This is a genomic window from Halobacillus sp. H74, assembly GCF_052246715.1.
Classification (GTDB): Bacteria; Bacillota; Bacilli; order Bacillales; family Halobacillaceae; genus Halobacillus; species Halobacillus litoralis_A.
The window spans coordinates 80521-102201 of the sequence record NZ_JBQQCI010000010.1 but is presented as its reverse complement, the minus strand read 5'-3'; the positions used below and the strand labels follow the sequence as shown (position 1 = coordinate 102201).

Annotated in this window: 25 protein-coding genes; 4 read left to right on the top strand and 21 right to left on the bottom strand. The window is 43.6% G+C overall.

From position 1 onward, the window contains the following. Nucleotides 1–2 precede the first annotated feature (2 nt). From ACTWPX_RS18820 to acpS, 9 genes are all read right to left on the bottom strand, one after another. The gene (locus tag ACTWPX_RS18820; RefSeq protein ID WP_128524731.1) at nucleotides 3–404 is read right to left on the bottom strand and encodes an anti-sigma regulatory factor; all 402 of its coding nucleotides are present in this window, start codon (nucleotides 402–404) and stop codon (nucleotides 3–5) included. A gap of 2 nt (nucleotides 405–406) precedes the next feature. After that, nucleotides 407–763 carry an STAS domain-containing protein gene (locus ACTWPX_RS18815; protein WP_082235564.1) on the bottom strand — a complete coding sequence of 119 codons (357 nt, stop codon included), beginning with the start codon at nucleotides 761–763 and terminating at the stop codon, nucleotides 407–409. Between the two features lie 5 nt (nucleotides 764–768). Then, nucleotides 769–1638: an RsbT co-antagonist protein RsbRA gene (locus tag ACTWPX_RS18810; protein ID WP_128524732.1), complete on the bottom strand. Its 870-nt coding sequence runs from the start codon at nucleotides 1636–1638 to the stop codon at nucleotides 769–771. 216 nt (nucleotides 1639–1854) lie between these two features. Next, a complete protein-coding gene (locus ACTWPX_RS18805; protein ID WP_035549815.1) occupies nucleotides 1855–2205 on the bottom strand; it encodes a type II toxin-antitoxin system PemK/MazF family toxin in 351 nt (116 codons plus the stop codon). Between the two features lie 5 nt (nucleotides 2206–2210). After that, entirely contained in the window at nucleotides 2211–2492 is a 282-nt protein-coding gene (locus ACTWPX_RS18800; RefSeq protein ID WP_027956786.1) for a CopG family ribbon-helix-helix protein, read from the bottom strand. A 160-nt stretch (nucleotides 2493–2652) separates the two neighbouring features. Next, nucleotides 2653–3810: an alanine racemase gene (gene alr, locus ACTWPX_RS18795; protein WP_443121053.1), complete on the bottom strand. Its 1158-nt coding sequence runs from the start codon at nucleotides 3808–3810 to the stop codon at nucleotides 2653–2655. Between the two features lie 136 nt (nucleotides 3811–3946). Then, nucleotides 3947–4969 carry a LolA family protein gene (locus ACTWPX_RS18790; RefSeq protein WP_443121052.1) on the bottom strand — a complete coding sequence of 341 codons (1023 nt, stop codon included), beginning with the start codon at nucleotides 4967–4969 and terminating at the stop codon, nucleotides 3947–3949. 55 nt (nucleotides 4970–5024) lie between these two features. Beyond that, complete coding sequence (locus ACTWPX_RS18785) at nucleotides 5025–6521, bottom strand: NAD(P)H-hydrate dehydratase (protein WP_443121051.1); 1497 nt, start codon at nucleotides 6519–6521, stop codon at nucleotides 5025–5027. A gap of 69 nt (nucleotides 6522–6590) precedes the next feature. Then, nucleotides 6591–6947, bottom strand: coding sequence for a holo-ACP synthase (gene acpS / locus ACTWPX_RS18780; protein WP_443121050.1), 357 nt, complete (start codon nucleotides 6945–6947; stop codon nucleotides 6591–6593). A gap of 181 nt (nucleotides 6948–7128) precedes the next feature. Between acpS and ACTWPX_RS18775 the strand changes: the two genes are divergently transcribed. Further along, nucleotides 7129–7896, top strand: a complete 768-nt coding sequence (locus ACTWPX_RS18775; RefSeq protein WP_281976216.1) for a rhomboid family intramembrane serine protease — start codon at nucleotides 7129–7131, stop codon at nucleotides 7894–7896. A gap of 43 nt (nucleotides 7897–7939) precedes the next feature. Here the strand turns inward: ACTWPX_RS18775 and ACTWPX_RS18770 are convergent, their stop codons facing one another. Beyond that, entirely contained in the window at nucleotides 7940–8092 is a 153-nt protein-coding gene (locus ACTWPX_RS18770) for a hypothetical protein (RefSeq protein WP_443121049.1), read from the bottom strand. Between the two features lie 378 nt (nucleotides 8093–8470). Beyond that, nucleotides 8471–9940, bottom strand: a complete 1470-nt coding sequence (locus ACTWPX_RS18765; RefSeq protein ID WP_443121048.1) for a DEAD/DEAH box helicase — start codon at nucleotides 9938–9940, stop codon at nucleotides 8471–8473. A 219-nt stretch (nucleotides 9941–10159) separates the two neighbouring features. Between ACTWPX_RS18765 and ACTWPX_RS18760 the strand changes: the two genes are divergently transcribed. Then, nucleotides 10160–11074: a DMT family transporter gene (locus ACTWPX_RS18760; RefSeq protein ID WP_443121047.1), complete on the top strand. Its 915-nt coding sequence runs from the start codon at nucleotides 10160–10162 to the stop codon at nucleotides 11072–11074. Between the two features lie 67 nt (nucleotides 11075–11141). Continuing rightward, on the top strand, nucleotides 11142–11993 hold the full coding sequence (locus ACTWPX_RS18755; protein ID WP_443121046.1) for a DegV family protein: 852 nt from the start codon (nucleotides 11142–11144) through the stop codon (nucleotides 11991–11993). A gap of 92 nt (nucleotides 11994–12085) precedes the next feature. Here the strand turns inward: ACTWPX_RS18755 and ACTWPX_RS18750 are convergent, their stop codons facing one another. The 5 genes from ACTWPX_RS18750 to ACTWPX_RS18730 form a co-directional block, all read right to left on the bottom strand. After that, the gene (locus ACTWPX_RS18750) at nucleotides 12086–13360 is read right to left on the bottom strand and encodes an MFS transporter (RefSeq protein WP_443121045.1); all 1275 of its coding nucleotides are present in this window, start codon (nucleotides 13358–13360) and stop codon (nucleotides 12086–12088) included. A gap of 13 nt (nucleotides 13361–13373) precedes the next feature. Next, nucleotides 13374–14066: an alpha/beta hydrolase gene (locus ACTWPX_RS18745; RefSeq protein ID WP_281976213.1), complete on the bottom strand. Its 693-nt coding sequence runs from the start codon at nucleotides 14064–14066 to the stop codon at nucleotides 13374–13376. Between the two features lie 97 nt (nucleotides 14067–14163). After that, the gene (locus ACTWPX_RS18740) at nucleotides 14164–14559 is read right to left on the bottom strand and encodes a YppG family protein (protein ID WP_443121044.1); all 396 of its coding nucleotides are present in this window, start codon (nucleotides 14557–14559) and stop codon (nucleotides 14164–14166) included. Nucleotides 14560–14754: 195 nt separating this feature from the next. Next, a complete protein-coding gene (locus ACTWPX_RS18735; RefSeq protein WP_443121043.1) occupies nucleotides 14755–15036 on the bottom strand; it encodes a glutaredoxin family protein in 282 nt (93 codons plus the stop codon). Nucleotides 15037–15162: 126 nt separating this feature from the next. Continuing rightward, nucleotides 15163–15792 (bottom strand): SDR family oxidoreductase, encoded by a 630-nt coding sequence (locus ACTWPX_RS18730; RefSeq protein WP_128524744.1) that lies wholly within the window; start codon nucleotides 15790–15792, stop codon nucleotides 15163–15165. A 130-nt stretch (nucleotides 15793–15922) separates the two neighbouring features. Between ACTWPX_RS18730 and ACTWPX_RS18725 the strand changes: the two genes are divergently transcribed. Continuing rightward, nucleotides 15923–17020: an SDR family oxidoreductase gene (locus ACTWPX_RS18725; protein ID WP_443121042.1), complete on the top strand. Its 1098-nt coding sequence runs from the start codon at nucleotides 15923–15925 to the stop codon at nucleotides 17018–17020. 110 nt (nucleotides 17021–17130) lie between these two features. On the opposite strand, the gene abc-f is transcribed toward ACTWPX_RS18725, so the two are convergent. The 5 genes from abc-f to ACTWPX_RS18700 all read right to left on the bottom strand — a co-directional run bounded on the left by abc-f (nucleotide 17131) and on the right by ACTWPX_RS18700 (nucleotide 21595). Beyond that, a complete protein-coding gene (gene abc-f, locus ACTWPX_RS18720) occupies nucleotides 17131–18981 on the bottom strand; it encodes a ribosomal protection-like ABC-F family protein (RefSeq protein ID WP_443121060.1) in 1851 nt (616 codons plus the stop codon). 117 nt (nucleotides 18982–19098) lie between these two features. After that, entirely contained in the window at nucleotides 19099–19209 is a 111-nt protein-coding gene (locus ACTWPX_RS18715; protein ID WP_443121041.1) for an RAxF-45 family protein, read from the bottom strand. 60 nt (nucleotides 19210–19269) lie between these two features. Then, complete coding sequence (locus ACTWPX_RS18710; protein ID WP_128524747.1) at nucleotides 19270–19734, bottom strand: MarR family winged helix-turn-helix transcriptional regulator; 465 nt, start codon at nucleotides 19732–19734, stop codon at nucleotides 19270–19272. Between the two features lie 102 nt (nucleotides 19735–19836). Next, nucleotides 19837–20760: a YegS/Rv2252/BmrU family lipid kinase gene (locus ACTWPX_RS18705; RefSeq protein ID WP_443121040.1), complete on the bottom strand. Its 924-nt coding sequence runs from the start codon at nucleotides 20758–20760 to the stop codon at nucleotides 19837–19839. Between the two features lie 40 nt (nucleotides 20761–20800). Further along, entirely contained in the window at nucleotides 20801–21595 is a 795-nt protein-coding gene (locus ACTWPX_RS18700) for a hypothetical protein (RefSeq protein ID WP_443121039.1), read from the bottom strand. Nucleotides 21596–21681 lie beyond the last annotated feature (86 nt).

Genomic DNA, 21681 nt, shown 5'->3' with positions numbered 1-21681 from the left:
CTTTACCGGAGCCATTTTACAACTCTTATTTCTGTACCTTCACCATCTTCTGAAACAATATCAAATTCATCCATTAATCGTTTGACGCCGGGGAGTCCGGCTCCCAAGCCACCTGATGTCGTGAAGCCATCCTCCATTACCTGGCTGATGTCTTTGATTCCTGGGCCGTTGTCGATTGCCACGATTCTGATCCCTTTTTTATTCATATCTTCCAGTTGCTCAAAACAGACTTTACCTGTCCCAGCATATAAATAAATGTTCCTTGCTAGCTCTGATATAGTAGTGGCGATTCTGGCTTGATCAACAGTTCCGAAACCGATTTTCCTTGAAATGTCCCGTCCAAGTTGTCTTGCCCCGACAATGTCCCACTCCTTTTTTATATTGACACAGGATTGAAAGTCCATACTCACTCCTCCAATTCCTGGCGAAGTTTGATCAACCCTTGTTCTAAATCTAATGCTGTAGGAACATCCTGGAGATGAATGCCCAAATCAATTAAAGTCATCGCTACAGCAGGCTGGATCCCAGTCAAGACGACCTTTGCCCCCATCAAATCTGACATCGTAACGACATCGCCTAATACTTTGGCAATGAACGAGTCGATGATATCAACCGATGTTAAGTCGATGACGACACCTGTAGATCCACTTTCATGGATTTTGCTCAATAAGTCTTCTTGGAACTGGATGGCTGTCTGATCATCCAAGTCGATCTGGATGGAAATCAGTAAATAATTATGAAGCTTAAGAATAGGTATTCTCACTGGTCTCACTCCCTATCTAGCGAATCAATCAATTGTTCGATATCCTCGTCGTTATTTTGTGTTTCTTCAATTTTGCGATTCGTCAGCTCAAGCGCAGTCTGGAATCCTTTGCGTAACGAACTTTTCGTAGGGAATTTCCCTAAGTCGATACCGAGGTTCACGATGGTTTGAGCGATTTCAGGACGGATTCCTACTAAAATACACCGGGACCCAACTAACCTTACTGCTTCAGCTGCCTGAATGATATGATGAGCAACCATCGTATCTACTACAGGCACACCGGTGATATCAATAAGCACTACTTCCGCATTATGCTTGATGACACCATCGAGGAGGTTTTCCATTATCAGTTTTGCTCTCTCCGTATCAATTGTACCAATCAACGGCATGATTGTGATATTTTCCATCACCGGAATCAAAGGCGCTGAGAGTTCTTGCAATGCCACCCTTTGCAGGGAAACGATATGTTCCCAGCTGCCTGAGTACTCATTGACCAATTGATTGATGATCGGATCCACCCATCCATCTACTTCTCTAAGGACTTCTGAGAAATAGTCTGAATCGATCTTGTCTGATTGTTTCAAGATGAAGTCAGTCACAACCCGACGGAAAACCTGCATGCCATCTGTCAAATAACTTAATGGCCACCCTAAGTTGATCAAACGCTCTGAGAAATCATCTAAATCCGTAGATAGTCCGCGTTTCTCAATGCTCGAAAATATGACATTGACAAACTCACGATTCGTGCTTTCAAACATTTCATCAGAAATCGTCGATGTATAATCATTCTTCTTATGGGTGTTGACTTCCTCTAACCACATTTTTACAATGTCATCGCTATGTTCAAGTACTGCATTTTTCAATTTCTCATCCATTATCTAAACCTCCGCCTAATTGCCCTTCTAAGTTATCGCCCTAAATGATATTTGAATATAATGTTATCAGATTTCAACGAGTTATTATACCGATAAGGTCCAAAAAAACATAGGGGCAAATTTTCCCTTGTCATTTCTATTATAAACTAGTTTTATAAAAAAAAATAAAGTTACCTGCTTCCAGGTAACTTCATTATCAATAGGTAACGATTCAGATCAAAAATCGATTAAACCCAGACTGATTTGCAAGGCTTTGTTCACTTGCTGCATCATAGGTTCATCAAGTTGGGTGATCTTGTCGGTCAAACGCTGTTTATCAATCGTTCTGATTTGTTCCAATAGGATCACAGAGTTTCGTTCGAACCCATATTTTTCTGCATTAATTTCAACGTGTGTAGGGAGTTTTGCTTTTTGTATTTGCGCAGTAATCGCCGCAACGATTACAGTAGGGCTAAAACGATTACCAATATCATTTTGAAGAATGAGTACAGGACGAACCCCGCCTTGTTCTGATCCCACGACCGGGGACAAATCAGCGAAATAAACGTCACCTCGTTTGACTATCACTGGCTTCACACCCCGCTCACTAATTGCTCCAGGGTGTGTTCTGCCTCCTCTTCAGCTTGAAACGCTTCTGAAGCGATGTTTAGGTTGATTTTCGCCATTTCCATGTAGCCTCTACGCATGGATTCTCTAATATGGCGTTGTTTCTTTTCACGCAAATACATTTTCGTTGCTTGACACATGAAATCGCTCCGATCACTGTTATCGAGTTGAATGAAGCCATCCACTTCATTGAGTAGGTTATCCGGAATCCGGATGACAATCTCCTGCATGCTATCGGACAAAACCATACACCTCCACCATCTTCTCTCAAAAGAAACCAGTCAATTAGTCCACTCTAATCTTATCAAACGGGAGTGTCCATTGCAAAGGAGTGTTGGAATTTTTTCGTGAATTGTGTAACCTTCTATCCTTACATAGGGAGAATTGTCCGAACCGGAAGCAGCCCTGTCACAGAGAGTTTTTGATATCGATGGTTTTTCCATCCTTCAGAAATACCCTCGGCACCCTGTTACTGATCATACAAGGAATTTCATAATTGATGGTCTCCAATTGATCTGCCACTTCATCAGCTGAGATTTCTTGTTCCCCTTGTTTACCTATTAAGGTAACCTTTGTCCCTATAGGATATTCCTGATCCAGCCGAATCATGAATTGATCCATGCAAATTCTTCCGACAATCGGCTGCCTCTTTCCGTCGACAAGAACATCCATACCTTGTAGTCTCCTGATCCAGCCGTCGGCATAACCGAGCGGAATGGTTCCAATCCACTCATATTCCCCGGTACGGTAAGTCGCTCCGTAACTGATCGATTCTCCCGGCTCCAGCCGCTTCACATGAATGAGTTGACTGTGCAAAGAAAAGGCAGGCTGTAAATCGATCGGCCGCTCCTTTTTTACGACAGAGGATGGGTACAGTCCATACATGCTGATTCCAAAGCGCACATAGTGATCCAGTCTTCCCGGATACCTCATACTTGCCGCACTGTTACTCGTATGAACTTCGACATTTTCCGGCCAAATCCTTTTAAAATGGGAAAACAATTCGTTCCATCGTTTTTCCTGGGTTGCGAAATAATCAAGTCCTTCCTCATCAGCTGTTGCAAAATGAGTAAATAACGCTTCCAGTGAAAAAAAGTTTTTTTCTCTCATATAAGAAAGGGTCCGCTCCATTTCAGCTACGGAACGAATACCGATTCTTCCCATACCCGTGTCCAGCTTAAGGTGAATCTTCAAAGATTTCGAGAAAGAAAGGAGACCCGCCTCTTTCAACCACTCTTCTTGAAAGACCGTAACGGCGATCTCATGCTCTGCAGCAACAACGGCATCCTTTGGCCGGGTCCAACCCATAACTAGAATAGGAGCATCGATGCCTGCGTGCCGCAATTTGATTGCTTCATCCAATAGAGCGACAGCGAGCCCACCAGCACCAGCTTCAAGCGCTGCATGCGCCACTTGAATGTCTCCGTGCCCATACGCATCGGCTTTGACGACAGCATAAACCCCTGTCTTCTGATCGAGACGCTGCTGCAGTTGGTGTATGTTATATTGAATTGCAGATAAATCCACTTCAACGAATGAATCTCTATAAAAAGTATCAAGTGACAAAATGCCCGCTCCTCTCTCTCCAACAATATCCTCTTATTATTGAATGAGAAGCCAGCGCTGTCAAATAGAAGGAAACGAAAGGGAGAGGTGGCAATGAAAGAAAATAAAGCAGACCGTTAAGCCTGCTCCTTCCATGTTATTTGGTCATTGTTCCATTGTTGATCGAGCTGGCAACTGAAACCATCTCGTCTTGTGTCAATTCATTACTCGCAAGTTGATAAGTCGTTCCATTTTGGTTCCATTCAAGGCGGTTATGTTCCATAGCCCCGATGACTCCATCAGCCAGCTGGACTGGGTCCCCATTCACCTGTACTGAATACTGAGCACTGGCTGCTTGAACTTCCGCTTTTTCCTGGACCAGAGTGAAACCTTTATCACCTGCGTATGTCATGATTACACGCTTGCCTTCCTCTGTTTTAACTTCACGTTCTTCAGCAAGTTCCGCTCCAAATGTTTCCTGTGGATATAATACCTCTTCTAATTCTTCCCCTTCCATATTAGATGCAGGGGCTTCTGTCGGAGCCATAGCCATATTCTTATCTACATCAAAGTCTTCTTTCTTCAATGAAGCATCCTTCGCAAAGTTGGCGAATTGGACTTCGACAAGTGCATTCATATCCTGATCGAACACTTTGACCATGACTGGCTGGTAGGACTTCTTATCAAAATAGATTTCTTGGAAAGGAAGAGTTTTGTTGTTCTGATAGTTGGTCTTCGTCTTGAATACATAATAGTTTTCTGAGGCACTGAACTCTGCATCTGCATCTGCTTTGATATCGTTCAGAAGCGAAGCGTATAAATAAGGCTGGCTAGTATTTTGCGGCCACTCGCTTTGGAATTTAAAGCTTTTATTCAAAGCCGGTGTCAGCACATAGACGCCGCTATCGTTTTTCAAGATGATCTGACTCCCTTTTTCATCCTGATCGTTATGCAGTTTTACGCGATAGAAGTCATCCTTTTTATGCCATACTTGAATATGATACTTCTGCTCCTCCTTGCCCGTTTTCATCTTCATATTGGCCTCTGTCTTATAGCCGGCCATTTCTTCGGACTGTTTTTCCAGTTTCTTAACGACATCTTCTTTCGACTGTGAGCCGCAAGCGGTTAAAGCACCTAAGACGAACAGGCTGAACAATAAGATCAGAAAACGTCTTTGCATAAGACTCAACTCCTTTGTCTCTACTTAAGGACAAAGGGAACGTAATGATCTGGATTTAAGAAGATAATGTACGAAAGGTCCGGGATAAACCTTCGATGACGTCAGAGGCGAGTAGGTCAACCTTCGAGTGTCCGGCCTCCACCAACAATTCAGCAGTATAGCCGTGTAGAACACAACCATTACTGAGAGCATCCATCAAACCATTGCTCTGCATGATCATAGAAAGCAAGATTCCTGAGAGCACATCTCCACTCCCGCCTTTTGCCAGCCCCGCATTACCAGAACGGTCCACCCGTTGTTCTCCATCAGGAGCAGTAATGATTGTAGAGGGGCCTTTCAAAACGATATAAGCACCATAACGTTCAGCGAACTCACGGCTGTAAGCAAAAGGGGATTGCAAAACTTCAGGGACCGTAAGACCTGTCAAATGGGCAAACTCTCCAGGGTGAGGTGTCAACACTGTCGGAGCTGTTCTTCTTTTCAATTCGTCTAAAGAATCTTTAAGAAGATGCAGTCCATCCGCATCGATCAGCAAGGGCCCATCAGCCCCCTGCATCAATTGTTTTACAACTTTTCCGCAGTATGGACGACGACCCAACCCCATCCCTACAGCCACCGCATCATATCCGCTGACTGCCTGTCCTCCTTCTTTCAATTCCACGAAAGTGGCTTCCTGGACATATGGGGAGATAGACGGAATCGCCTGCTCATCCGTAGCAATAGCTACTAGACCAGCACCACTCCTCAAAGCAGCCCTAGCAGACATGGCAACAGAACCAGGCATGAAGAGCGATCCGCCGACAAACAACCCTTTTCCGTGCGTCCCTTTATGGGAATGCGCATCACGTTCAGGTAATGTACGCTTGACATCTTGGACTCCCCACAATCGACGGCTGTAATTTGGAAGCTTTTCCTTAGGCAGGCCGATTTCAACAACCGACCACTCCCCGTAAAAAGGCTTGGCGTGTTGGAGAAAGGCACTCAGCTTGGGAGCTTCAATGATTGTAGTAAAATGAGCATGAAAAGCATCGAACTTTTCCACTCCTTCATCTGCCGGTACCCCAGTCGGTACATCTACAGCCAACCGCAGAATAGCTTGCTCGTTGCAAAGATAGACAATATCAGCTAACGGTTCTCTTAATCGCCCATCAGCTCCAATGCCAAGCATGGCATCAATGCAGACATCAGCGTGACAAAGAGAAGATTCCAAGTCCTCCGACGAATGAGAATACATTTTCAAAGGATGACCAGAAGCGAGGAAAATCTCTTTGTGAGCTTTTGCATCTCCGGTGATTTTTCCATCTGGCACGACTTGCCAGGCCTCGACATCATAATTAAGATTCATTAATGTCCTGGCAATTACGAAGCCATCACCACCGTTGTTGCCAGCACCGATCAAAATGACAATTTTATGTTGCGGTGAAATGTGACGCAGCATGTCTTGTGTGACAGCACGTCCTGCATTTTCCATCAACATTTTCCCTTCTAATCCAACGGCTTCCACGGTCACTCGATCCCGTTCGTACATTTCTTGTGCGGTAACAATATCCAATTCGTTCCCTCCTACCCGCATTACAATGTTATGAGACAACCTATGTAATTATGTCTTTCCTGTTCCTCTCTATCTCTCTTCTAAAACTACCTGAGCAATGGCATGGTCCTTACTGTGGCTGATCGATACCCAAACCTTCCATGATTCGTAGCCTGTTGCTGTCATCACAGGCGCACCTCTCTCATTTGACAATACTTCAACATCATGGAACCCGAGTTTTCCGAGCCCTGTTCCTGTCGCTTTAGCAAATGCCTCTTTTGCTGCAAAACGGCCGGCCAGGAATTCCACTTGTCGGCCTCCCCCCGATGCTTTATACCTCAGGTGCTCCCCTTCTGTTAGTATTCGTTGAACAAAACGAGGGTTTCGCTTTATACTTTGTTTAATACGATCCAATTCAATAATGTCGACACCGATTCCTTTGATCAAGATACATCTCCCTTTTCATTACAAGCTATTCTAAGTATACCCGATAACCTTTATGATAAAAAAAGAATACCCGAAAGACTAATGGACTACATTTGTGATAAGAAAGCGAATATGAAATGCTCAATTATGTGTAAGATGTAGTAAGGGCTAGCACCCGACATTTATAAAGGAGACGGACACTATGTTTGTACGTACAGAAAACTTTAAAGAGTTCTTAAAATTTTACCCGGTCGTTTCGTTCCTCGTCGGGCTTCACTTTGCATTATGGATTCTCATGGATTTCCTGCAAATCGGCATCGCCCAGGATTTAAAGGCATGGGGGATGGGTGTGAACTTGTTCATTCTAAACGGGGAGTACTGGCGTCTTGTGACTCCGATTTTCTTGCATGCTGATTTCACACACGCCCTCTTCAATTCTTTCTCACTCGTTTTGTTCGGCCCAGCCCTGGAACAGATGCTCGGCAAAGGCAAGTTCATCCTTATGTACCTGTTTGCAGGGATTGCCGGAAACATCGGAACATTTATTGTAAATCCCGATGCTTACTATGCCCATCTCGGAGCATCAGGAGCGATTTTTGGCATCTTTGGGGTGTATGTGTTTATGGTCCTTTTTCGAAAACACCTGATTGACCAGGCCAATTCCCAAATCATTCTCGTTATTTTCGCCTTAGGATTATTCATGACGTTCGCTCGCCCGAACATCAATGTGCTTGGGCATTTATTCGGTTTGATTGGCGGCTTTGCAATCGCCCCTCCTATTTTGAGAAATGCTCGCCCTTTTTCCCTTTGGCAAGTACGCACACGGCATTCTAATCGGGGGAACAATGAAATTTCTTTCAATCCCACCCGGTGGAAGAAAAGAAAGTTACCTGGGAAAAGCACAGGCAAATATATATTATGGGGTATTATATTATTTCTTGCACTGTTCGCTCTTATTAACCGGTTTTGACGTTCCAAAAACTCTATCACACGAGAGGCCACTAAAAAACTCTTCACTCTAGAGGAGCTGTTAAAATTTGTTGTTGCTTCTCACGAATCGCTTGTCGGTGGATGCTTGCCGCGGGCACGGCCTCAGCTGACTTGGTCAAGAAGATCCCTTGACCAAGTGGATCTTCGGCTCGTGCTGTTCCCGCAGGCGTCACCACCGAACGCTCATTGTGGAATCAATAGCGGCCCATCTGAAAAGAGTGATTTTCTTTGATTATAAAAAAATCGCTATAACCCTTATTCTCCAGAAGAAATGCTACGCAACCGCTCAAGCAAGACGATTTACACAGTACAGGAAGGCATGAAAGAGAAGTTCCCAGAGAAGCTCATGGAGGAGTAAGAGCCCAAATGTTTCATCAAAATATTAAAGAAGCCGAATTGGACGGTGAAATCGTCCAATTCGGCTTCTCTATTTGGTGCATAACTCAAAAAGTTGTTCTTCAGTGAGCTCGTCTTTTTTGACGTTTATCCTTCATTGGACCATAAAAAAAACGATCAGAGCCCTAACTGGGTCTGATCGTTTTTTTGTCGCTTGTTTAGCTGCGACCTTTATTTTGGTACCCGCGCTTACCGCCTTTACCATTGAAGTTACGGTTACGGGATTTATTTTTGCTATTGAAGTTGCGTTTGCCGCCGCCTCCGCGGTAGCCGCCTTTTTTGTTGCCTTTATCGCGCTGCGCACCTTTAACGCTGATCGGTTGAACGGAGGATAAACGTACAGGCACTTCACTGCGTTCCTTCGTCATCATCTTCAATGCTGCTGCAATAAGATCTGTAGATTCATGCTGCTCAAGCAACTCATTCGCTGCTTGTTTGTAGTTCTTCAAGTCGTTGTTCTGAACCATTTCTGTCAACTTCTCAACAGCGACTTTTTGTTGACCGCGTGCTGCTTCTTCAGAAGAAGGAACTTTCAGGCGTTCTACTTTCTTCTTCGTCAGTTTTTCAATCAACATAAGCTGATCTTTTTCACGTGGGGTAACAAAAGAGATCGATTCACCTTTACGACCCGCACGTCCTGTACGGCCAATTCGGTGTACATAACTTTCCGGGTCTTGCGGGATGTCGAAGTTATACACGTGTGAAACTTCAGAGATATCCAAGCCACGTGCGGCTACGTCTGTCGCTACAAGGATTTCGATACGGCCACGTTTGAATTTGTTCAACGTGCTCATACGCTTACCTTGAGTCAAGTCTCCGTGAATACCTTCTGCACTGAAGCCACGGGCTTGTAACCCGTCAGCGACTTCATCCACACGGCGTTTTGTACGACCGAATACGATCGCTAACGCAGGGTCGTGAATATCAAGAAGACGCGTCAATGTATCGAACTTGTGCTTTTCAGGAATTTCCACAAAGAACTGCTCGATGTTTTCGACTGTCATTTCTTTCGCTTTCACTTTTACTTCTTCAGGGTTTTTCATCAATGTTGTAGCGATATCACGGATCTGTTTCGGCATTGTTGCAGAGAAAAGCAATGTTTGGCGCTCTTCCGGCAGTGCTTTCAAGATATCACGGATATCCTCGATGAATCCCATGTTCAGCATTTCATCCGCTTCGTCTAATACAGCGGTATGAACATCTTGCAATTTGATCGTTTTACGACGAATGTGGTCAAGCAAACGCCCAGGGGTTGCTACGACAATATCGTTGCTCTTAAGTGCACGGATTTGACGTTCCATGTTAGACCCGCCATAAATCGGCAGGCAGCGAACGCCTTTTCCTTTACCCAGACGGTTCATTTCTTCAGCTACTTGAATAGCCAGTTCCCTTGTCGGGGCGATGACAAGACCTTGAACGGCCTTCACTTGTTTATCGATTTTTTCGAGCATCGGAATACCGAATGCAGCCGTCTTCCCTGTACCTGTTTGGGCCTGGCCAATGACGTCCTTCCCTTCTAGTCCTAGAGGGATCGTTTGTTCTTGTATTGGTGTGGTTTCTTCAAAACCCATGGTGTCTAATGATTTTAGGATAGGTTTTGATAATCCTAGTGATTGAAATGTTGTCACAGTAATTTCATACTCCTTTATTTTTAAATCTTCTACCTATATACATATGAAAAAAGCCTTCTGCCACAGGAAACGGGAGAGGCTTCTCTGGTATCTGCCTGATAGATTCATTCATCATAACATATATAACATAGTTAATTCTACACATTTCCGCTATGCTTTTCAAACGTAATAATGATAAAATGAGTGAAAACGTACGTATACCAGAGGAGGATTAGCTTGGGAAAGCCTCCGATCCATCCATATATTATTTTGTTCATTGGGGTCTTATCGATCTCAACATCAGCGATTTTCGTCAAGCTTGCCGGAGATGTGCCTGCTTCAATGGTCGCCTTTTACCGGCTGACGCTGGCAGTCGTCATTATGGCTCCTTATGTATTATGGAAACATATTGACGAAATAAAACAAATTCAACGAAAAGATTGGTTCCTCGCAATATTTTCCGGCATATTCTTAGCCTTTCATTTTATTTTATGGTTTCAATCTTTATCTTATACGACTGTAGCAAGTTCTGTTGTCCTTGTTTCTTTGCAGCCGGTATTCGCCTTTCTGGGTACCTACATCTTCTTCCGTGAACGTTTCACTGTAGGTGCAATATTAAGCCTTGCGATTACACTCGTAGGTAGTACAATCATCGGCTGGGGCGATTTTCAAATCAGTGGCCTTGCCTTACTGGGTGATGCTCTTGCCTTACTTGGAGCAATCATGGTTACTGGGTATTTCCTTTTAGGTCAAAATTTACGCCAACGTCTCTCTTTGATGACCTACACATTCATCGCTTACGGGATGGCTGCTGTTACTTTACTCCTCTACAATGCAGTGCTCGGATATTCATTTACTGGGTATTCAGGAAACCAATGGTTGATTTTCACAGCCCTCGCCATCATACCGACATTTTTCGGTCACTCCTTATTCAACTGGACATTGAAGTGGCTGAGTGCGTCAACGATTTCAATGGCTGTTTTATTAGAACCGATCGGTGCCTCGCTATTAGCATTCTGGATATTGCACGAAACCATCTCATGGTCACAATGGCTTGGCGGATCCATCGTGATCTTCGGTCTGATGATGTTCATTTTCAGTACAATGAAAAAGGTGAAACCGAAACTCACACATGATTCCAAGGACGGATGACTTGTAAAGTTTGTTATAATAATGGCAGATTTAAGAGAACCACGATAATTTGAGAGCAGGTGAACAAATGACAATCCAACTGATTATTGATGGTGGCGGCGACCTGCCCCAGGGGATGATGGAGCAACACGACATTAAATACGTTCCCTTGAACTTACACTTCGGGGATGAACAATATAAAACAGGCGAAACAGACCTTGCTACATTTTATGATAAATTGAAAAGCTCGGAAGAATTACCACGTTCCTCTTCCCCGAGCCCTAACGATTTTTATGAAAAGTTCAAAGAAGTGCATCCAGAAGATGAAATTCTTGTACTTGCTTTGACTCAGGGATTGAGCAGCACATACGAAAGTGCAGTTATGGGTAAAGACATGCTTCTCGAGGAAGAACCAGCACGCAAGATTGCCGTATTAAACACAAAAACAGCTTCTTGCGGTATTGCTCTTCTCGTCAATGAAGCCGCTGATAAGATGAACGAAGGGGCTGATTTTGACAGCCTCGTCTCCCACATGGAAGAAAGAATCGAAAAAACAACGACCCTCTTCATCTTGAAAACATTAGAAAACGTGATTAAAGGCGGGCGTTTGGATAGAGTCAAAGGAACCATTGCCAAAACATTGAATATCAAACTCTTGATGAGAGCTAGTGAAGAAGGGTCTATCGAAGTTACGGAGAAAGTTCGAGGTAACAAGAAATCGCTACGACGCTTTGTCGATCAAATTGGAGAGTACACCGATCAATTCGAGGATCGCGCGATAGCACTTTCCCACTGCAATGATAAAGAACGGGGGCAGTCTGTTTTGAACAAAATCACAGATCGTTATAACTTCAAAAAAAGCCTGTTCATGGAGATGGGACCACTTATTTCTACCTACGCCGGTGAAGGCGGTCTTGTCATAGCCTTCTTCAAGGATTGATGATAAGCACTGGATAGTCACAGGAAGGTATTTCATATTTCCTCAGATAAAAATAAAACGGCAGCAGATTATTACACCGCTGCCGTTTTTATTTATGCATGATAATCTTCATATTCCGGCTGTGGTGAAAGAAGTGCCAAAATTCCGGCCGTGACCGGAAACAGAATGGTCAGGAGGATCACTTCTTGATATCCACCAAGCCAATCGTAAAAGATACCAAACGGCAAAGGACCAAGGGCTGATCCAACAACCATGACTGTTTGTGCCAGACCTTTGATACTGCCTAAGTGTTCACGTCCAAAGTAGTTCGGCCAGACAATGTTCAACACAATCCGTTCGAAACCGTTGACAAAACCCCAGAATATACCGAAAGCTACGGCCAGCCACCATGTATTTGTAAATAACAAAATGACAAGCGTGAAAATATGACCAAAAAAAGTGATGGCCAATATGTAATGGACTTGAAAGCGGTCGACAAGATAGCCGCTCACGAAAGTAACCGGGAAGCCGATGACCGCCATTAAGGTCAGCACCATAGCAGCTACTCCTGTATCCAGTCCGCGTAAATCCATAATGGAAACAATGTGGAAAGTAATAGCGGTATTGACCAAAGCTGGAACGATCACACAAAAAAGGATGAACCAGAAGGCCTTCGTCGCCATAGCCTCTTTCAATGTCCAGCTTTTTTCATTCACCTCTATATTCGGGTTTTTCATTTGTCCTTTAACAGGCTTCGGTGTGCCATCGGGGACCTCTCCGATATCTTTCGGTTGATTCCGGATAAAGAAAACAGCCAGCGGGACAAAAATCACAAGCAGACCGACCCCCCATACCCCCCATGTCATCCTCCAACCGAAGGCTTCTATGAGCCATGTATTTAAAGGAGGCAATAGAGCAGAACTGGCGAAACCACCAACCGCCATGACGCTGAGCGCCCGCCCTCTTTTCCTAATGAACCATTGGGGCACGAGGGTGTTCGGAATCAATGTCATCGACCCTTGACCGAACAACCGGATCATGAAGAAGCCGAGAAACATCATAATCGGACCAAGCAAAAAAGCGTTCCAAAATAAGGCCAATGCTAAAAAACCGCCGACCACGACCATCATCTTCCGCTGACCGAACCGGTCAATGAGCCGCCCCATCATGAATAAAGTAATCCCTGCCATCAATGTAGCTCCAGAGTAAATCCCTGAAACCAAAGACCTCGAATAGCCGAAGTCTTCTATGTAGTAATCAATGAAAATTGAAACGGAATAGGTTTGTCCGGGACCTGAGAAAAAAACACTTAATCCCGCAATAGCGACAATGACCCACCCATAATAAAATGGCGTCTGGACAGGTGCTCTGCCATCCTTGATCTCCATTAACTTCCTCCCCCTATGGCTGTCTTACGAAATCAAGCACTTCTTCAAAAAGTTCTTCTTTGTCATCCCCATGACAAATCAAGTGTTTGGATTTTTTCAAAAAAACCAACTCTTTTTCTTTTGATGGAATTTCTTTCTCTAAGTATAAGGCAGCTTCTTTCGGTACCATACCGTCTAACTCGCCCTGGATGATCAATACAGGACATCTTACGTCTTTCAGGTAAGGTCTCGTGAATTGCACACATTTCATAAACTCAAATGTAGAAAACAGATAGGTATCCTTCAGCTTCTTCTGATATCTGGTAAACAATTCATTAGATGCAAGCGCTCCATTAAAAGCGTCCCCTAACATTTCCAATACATCTTTGTACATCTGCGGCAAGCTCACATATTTTCCTGCTGCTGAGAGAAGGACAATTCGATCCAAGTGATATTTCGCAGTTAAGTAAGCTGCTATCATACCTCCCATGGAAAATCCGATGACATAGATTTTCTCATGCCTTTTCATCAAATCCAGCAAAGCGAGTTCTGCCGTAGCAATCCATTCTTGATAATAATGCCCTTCGAGGTCGAGCTTCTCCCCATGGCCAGGTAAGGTAGGATTAGCGATTTCCCAATCCGTCCGCGCCTCAAGGAAATCGACGAGAGGTTGTACTTCTTCCGGGCTTCCTGTATATCCATGTATACATAAACATCCAATACTCATGCTTCTCTTCCTCCGCACATTATTATTTCGCCTTACGAAACATTATAGCACACCAGAAAATACTATAGAAAAGGCGCGCTATACCAAATAGCGCGCGTTACTTGATTCCTTTGACAAAAGTACCGATCCCCTTGACTAGAGGACTCACTTGTTTAAACGTCTTCATAACTTGCCCCGTGGTCGACATCATTTTGTCGAAATCCATTTGCCCTTCTTCATCCTGAAAGTAATTCATTACACCTTTGGGAATCGAGCCAACATTAAATGACGCGTTGGGATTCGTCTGATTAGGATTACCGGTCTCAGTATAACCTGGATAGTTGTAACTATTCATATAAGGGTACTGATAAGCATACATTCCATTCGAGTAGCCGTCATAACCCATGACGTTCGCTTGTGGATTCGGGTACATCTGCTGATAAGTTGTCTGATCGTAGGCAGGGTTGGCAGGGTAACGGTACCATCCATTCCAATAAGGATAATATGGGTACATAAGTGTGTTCCACCTTTAACGTATTTACTTCAGCCTATGTAAAATGACGAAAAAAGTGATTGAGATTCAACCGCCCCCAAGAAAACACCACACGCATCGGAACTTCCCGGCACAAACGCACAAGAGCATCTCGGGCATACCTTCTTTTACTATTTCCCGGGCTTTAAAAACACAAGTGATTCACCCATCACTTGTTCAATAAAAATCGATGGAGTCTGGATTGAAAAAACGTTCTTCTCCCTTTATTCCTAAAGCACGCTTCATTTTCTGTTCCTGAAACCCGAGAATCTTCTCTTCCTCTATAAAAGTGGCAGGTGTACCATATACTCTCAACCCTTGCAATTCCCTGAAGTACTCTCGATTATCAGAAACATTACGTTCTTCAAAATTTACGTCCCATTCTCCTAATTGTGTCTTCACCTTCTCACAATTGCTGCAATGATTGCTTGTATAAACAATTACGTTCGAGTTCGTCAATGATCCCCCTCCTTGTTTCTTATTTCCATGATTCAAATGACCCGATTTCATCACACATACCCAAAAACTCATTTTCATAATAAAGTGTATGAATTTCTATGTAAAGGGGAGGTCCCCCCTTCAATCTCAATCTGAGAAAAGCTTATTTAATGGCTTTTCACCACTAATCAAGTCATAACTCTCATGCACGGATTCATTTACGGACAGCAAATGGACCAGAGTGGCCGCAACATCTTCCCTAGGTATTTCGCCATGCTCGGTTCGCTTCTGAAGGTCCACTTTGCCTATACCTTTTTCATTCGTCAAACCACCAGGACGCACGATCGTATAATCCAGTTCTGTACTCTTCACATATTCATCTGCACGGTGTTTGGCATATAAATAATACTTGAAATCATCAGGCGCCTGCTCTGGACGGTCAGCCCCGATTGAGCTTAACATCATATATCTTTTCACACCATTTGCTTTAGCAAAATCAGCAGCTTTGATCGCCCCTTCCTGGTCAATGACGATTGTTTTATCTGCACCAGTATGCGGACCAGAGCCTGCTGCAAAGATCACAGCGTCTTTCCCATGGAAGGCATGCTCAAAGTCTTTTTCAAGGTCGCCTAATACAGTAGCCACCCCGAGCTCTTCAAACTGAGGAATTTGATCCGTGTCCCGGACCATTGCATAAGGCTTGTGTTCTGAATCATTTAATTTATTGATGATATGTTTACCTACTTTTCCATTCGCTCCAATGACTAGCACCTTCATCTCTAATCAACCTCCTTGAATGTCTTTTCCTTGTTTTTCCCTACATATCTAAATATAAACAGTTCAATACCCACTGAAAGGAAATCCTTCCCATGAGAGCGAATCAGTTTATAGGAGGGGAGGCGAATATATGAAGAATATTTATCTTTTCACCGGGTTTCCTGGTTACTTGGCATCTGAATTAGTCAAGGAGCTTTTCGAACAGCCCCACCACATTGAGAAAATCTACTTACTATACCTTGAGCCTATGGAAGAACGCGCCCGCCACCAAATAAAAGAGTGGGAAAAATACACTTCAATCGATTTGGAAAAAGTCCATCTGATCAAAGGAGATATCACTGAGCTGCAATTGGGACTCGAACCATCCTTATCCCAGAATCTCCAGAAAAGCGTCACCCATGTGTTCCACCTCGCAGCACTCTACGACCTGGCAATTCCGCTCTCTGCTGCATGGAAAGTAAACGTCCAGGGGACACGTGTAGTGAATCGATGGGTGGAAAATTGCCTGAACTTAAACCGGTATATTTATTTCAGCACCGCGTATGTGTCAGGAAAACGCGAAGGGCACATCAGCGAAGAAGACCTCCAACACACTGAAGGATTCAAGAACCATTACGAATTCACAAAATATGAAGCGGAGCGATTAGTGAAAGAGGTACAGCCTCACATACCAACAACAGTGATCCGTCCCGGCATTGTCGTCGGGCACACAGAATCAGGGATAACCGCTAAATTTGACGGACCGTATTTTATATTGAACTTGCTGGATGTATTAAAACATTCACCTATCCTCCCTTACTTCGGAAAAGGAGAAGCGAAAGTGAACTTAGTGCCATTGGATTATGTCATTGCTTCCACGATTCATTTTGCCCATTTGCCTGAAAGCAGTGGGAAAACGTATCACTTAACAGATCCAAACCCTTACACAGCCAAAGCCATCTACCAGCGGCTTTGTGAGCTTCACGTACACAAAAAGCCACACTTCACCTTACCGATCAGCCTTGCACGGCAATCTTTGAAAATCAAAACACTCCGCCAGCAGCTAAAAATACAAAAAGAAGCGCTTGATTACTTTCTTTGTCAAAGCGAATATGACTGTACTCAAACTATGAAAGACTTGAATGGTACGCCCATTTCATGTCCTGATCTCTTTACGTACACAAATAACCTTGTCACTTATTACCAGACACAAAAAAAGAATCCTGATAAGCACGTCTCTATTTTCTAGTATCCAAGTTCCGTAAGCTTCAAGATTTTGCGTTCGTTCTGGAACGTCCCACTATCCTGCAGGAGGAAGAAGACCACAAAAGGCAGCGGTTCTCTTCCGCTGCCTTCTCCTTATTCTTCTTCCAGCCAACTTTCATATAAACGTTCCACTTCCGCCTCTACTTGTTCTTTTTCAGATTGCAGTGAAACTAAATCCCTCACGGCCCCGTTTTCTTCCATCTGCTGCTCGAGGGCCACCACTTGCTTTTCTAAACGGGCGATTTCATCTTCCAGAGACCCTTCGCTTCCAGCATTCTTATTTGCTGATGGTTCTTCTTTTGCCACAGAGCTCGGCAATGATTGTTCCCTCTGTCTTTCAAAACTTTCAATCCAACGCTCCCTGGTTTCATCATAATTTCCAATATGACGATCTAGCTTTCCATCAATAAGGTAGGCTGTGCTTGTAAAGCATTGATTGAGAAAGTAACGGTCGTGGGAGACGCCGATAATCGTCCCTTCGAAGTGATTCAAGGCTTCTTCCAACACCTCTTGAGATTCGATATCCAGATGGTTCGTCGGCTCATCGAGGATAAGGACCTGTATTCCCTGGTACATGAATACCGCTAATTTCAGCCTCATCTGTTCACCACCACTGAGGTGGCGGATTTTCCGGAATACATCGTACCCATAAAACATGAACCTGGCCAAACGTTGGCGAGCTTCTCCTTCGGTTACTCGAATGTAGTCTCTGAAGTAATCAATCATCCGCTGTTCACGATCTACATGTTGAAGAGGGTTTTGCGGAAGATAACCAACTTCAAGAGATGGTGCCCGTTTAATGCTTCCTGTGTCTGGTTCTTCAATTCCCAATAGTATTTTCAACAATGTTGATTTCCCGCTTCCATTTGTCCCTACAATTGCCAGACGCTCTTGATAACGAACATGTAAATCGACACCCTTTAGCACGGAGGTGCTTCCATAAGCTTTTCCTAAGCCCTCTACTTGAAAGACATCTTTCCCTGTCCTGCCTTCAGACTGAAGTGATAATTGCATCTTCTTCGGGTCAATGACTGGACGGTCCAATTTCTCCATTCTTGCCAGAGCTTTCTCCATACTTTTTGCTTTTTTGAAAAGTTTCGGATTCGGCGGCGTCGCTTCATTAGCCCATTGCCTCAGCCTCCGGATTGATTCCTTCATCTTCTTTATCTTCTTCTGCTGCTCTTCATATTGATGGAATTCCGCTAGTAACTTCTCTTCTTTCTGCTTCTCGAACGAGGAATAGTTACCTTGATAGGTATGGAGTTCACCTGATTCAAGATCCATGACCTCTGTGACAACCTGATCCAGAAAAGAACGGTCATGAGAAATGATGCAGATTGTTCCCTTATACTGTTGCAAGTATTCTTCCAGCCATTCAATAGCCCGAAGGTCGAGATGGTTCGTCGGTTCATCCAGCAGCAGGACATCCGGGTTTTCCAGCAGCAATTTAGCTAGTCCCAGCTTAGTCTTTTCTCCACCACTCAATTTTGAAAAAGGCTGTTCCAATAGATGTCGGACATTCAAACCATTGGCTACACGGCGGATGGAAGCCTCCATTTCATATCCACCGTCTTGAGTGAAACGTTCTTGGATTTCCCCATATTCCAATATGGCTTTTTCCATTCTTTCCGGGACGAGCATCTCTTTTTCAAGAGCCTTCATTCTTCGACTTAATGTCAGCAGTTCTTTAAAAGCAAGTTCGAGAAAAGCTTTACCAGTATCCTCCCATTGAGAAGGGATCTGCTTTAAATAACCGATTCGTATGCCCTTCTGGATGAATAGATCTCCACCATCCATAGCCTCTTCTTTGGTGATGATGCGGAACAGTGTCGATTTCCCGCTTCCGTTCCTGCCGACAAGACCAATTCGCTGTTGTTCTTTCCATTCCATATTCAGCGCTTCAAACAATACTTCCCCACCGACAATTTTATATAAGTTTTTCATTGTAATAATCATTTGAATTCCTCCTAAAGACTAATTGAAGACACAAAAAAGTCAGAGGTCCCGTTACCTCTGACTTTTCTTCCTGTCCTATAAATCAGATATGAGACGTTACGTTTTTCATAATTCACCTGGCTTTTTGGACATACGTGTCCCGTTGACAGCTGAATCATGAATAATCGCACGGCGTACATAATTGATTTGGTAATCAAGCACGTGCATCTGTAACATCTTCATACCCTCCTTTGTCTTTAGAATTGCTCTTATCATAACGGAATTTCAGAAAATTGGCTACTCTTTTTTGTTATCTGCATATTTGCCTAACTTCTTCAAAAGCTCAATCGCTTCTTTCTTTTCTTCATCCGTAAGCCCGTCCATAATCTTTTCAATCTGTTTCCAATGATCAGGAAAAATACTATTCAATAGTTCGCGGCCTTTTTCCGTAATTGAAGCAAATGTAATTCTGCGATCGTTCGGACATGGCACACGTTCCAAATATTTTTTCTTCTCCAGTTTATCTACCACGTAGGTGATGCTTCCGCTAGCAAGGAGAATCTTTTCGCCGATTTTCTGCAGCGGCTGGTCACCTTCATGATAGAGAAGTTCAAGAACCCCGAATTCTGTAGGGTTCAGCTCGTATCTTTGAATGTCATCTTTCACTAAATCTGCAATCGTGCGTTGTGCTTTCGCCAATACGACAAACAGCTTCAACGACGGGTCTTGCTTCTTCTTGCGGTATAAATCTTGTTCGCTCATCACGTTCGCCCATCCTTTTTTATAGATAAAGATAGTATAAGTTTAACAAATTTCTACTGTCAAACCATCCTAAACCTTCAAAATTCCTGAAATGAAAGTTTTTCACTCATTTGGCACTGCCTGCAATGCTTGTGGCCCGCCACCTAAAAAAGTGAAATGGCTTGGAAGGACTTGTAAGTGAGCCGGGGTATTGCCTTTGATCTCTCCATCCATATCCACCTCTTGTGATTGATCGACATCGATGCTTATCCTTTCTCCCTGACGATGGTAAAGTTCCTGGAACTGTCGGTCATCGACGGAAGAACGGCCCATCGTCATCAACTCCCGAAACAACGTCAAGTTTGAATTTTTCACAATCAACACATCGAACTTACCATCCTGAAGGTCGATGTAGGGGACAGGCAGACGCCTAGTGCCAATGACCTGGCCGTTCGTAACTAGCACCATAACGGCTTCTCCTTCCAGGACTTCACCATCAACAGAGACCGAAAACTTGAAAGGTCTTGCCTGATTCATCGTTTTAAGAGCACTGATAAAATAACTGAGCACTCCTAGACGATTTTTCTGATCTTCGTCGATATTTGAGGAGGTTTGTGTAACTAGACCAATTCCCCAAAAGTTGAGAAAATAATGCTCATCGGTTTTTCCTGCGTCTACTTGCAACTCTTCTCCTTGAATAACAGCTCTTGCTGCTTGGTCCAATTTTTGAGGAGTGTCCAGCACCCGGCTGAAATCATTACAAGTCCCACCAGGTAAGATGCCGATCACTGGACGTTTTTCCAGTTCAGCCATGCTATTAATACATTCGTGCACAGTCCCGTCCCCACCGAAAATGAATAGAACATCCACTTCCTGTCCGTACTCGCGGCACACTTGATCCAGTTCTTCCAGCGACATCGTCTGAATAACTTTGAGCTCTTTGACTTCCTTACTAAGGATAGGCAGTATCTGCCCAAGAGCGGTTTCTACCTGTGTTTCCTCTTTGTTTCCATTATATATGAAAATACCACTCTGATATCGAGGCATGTAATCCCTTCCTTCCTCTTATCATAATTGACTATTTTGCTTAAATTGAAACCAAGGACTTGCTTGTAGCTGCTTCCCAAAACCGTTCACGTTCGTCTACAGTCAAATAAACCCTTTTGACTTTCCTTCTCAAACCGAAAAAAAGACAGGCTTCTATTTCCCACTCCAGGTCTATTATGAATGTCGGGGGAACAGGCTCAAGCCCTCCTAATGTTAAGCTTAATGCTTCTTTCTCCTTCACGCACAGATTTTCAGCGGAAGGATAAGGACGGATACCTTTTATCTTCTCCAAAGGAATAGTCATATGGAAGCGCAGTCCTTTTTGAATATGGACAGCAGATTCATCTAAGATGAGAGGGTTCTTCCGAATCGCCTGATAATCTCCAACCAAAAATAAAAGAGCATAGAAATCGAGTGTTGTAGCGACCCAGGCGGCAGTGTGGCTATATTGCATAAGAATGACATGCACCGCGATGATTTCAATGAGCATCGCATGGACAAGCATCAGAAATACACCGAAATATTCACTATTTTTATGATAACTGAAACTTTCCTTGCCTGTGGGGACTTTATCCAGATGTGGAAATAATGCAAAACGTACAGCAGCGGCATCTGCTGCCAGAAGACTGCTCAACTTGTTAAAAGCTTTATACTTCTTTTGACGGGAAAAAGTACGTTGATTTGTTGCGTGCACTCTTGCTAATAAATGAGGGTGAGTTTTATGGCATTCTTTATAATTTTGTTTCCATTTTGGGAACTCCCTGAGGAAGAAAATAAGAAGACTTATTTCGAAGACTATAAAAAAAGTTTCAATGGCTACAAGAGAATAGTTCATTACCATTAAATCTTCTTTCGCATAATCAGGAACGATCCAATGTATGAAAAGGGCCCCAAGCAGCATCAATGGGGCAAAAACAGAAA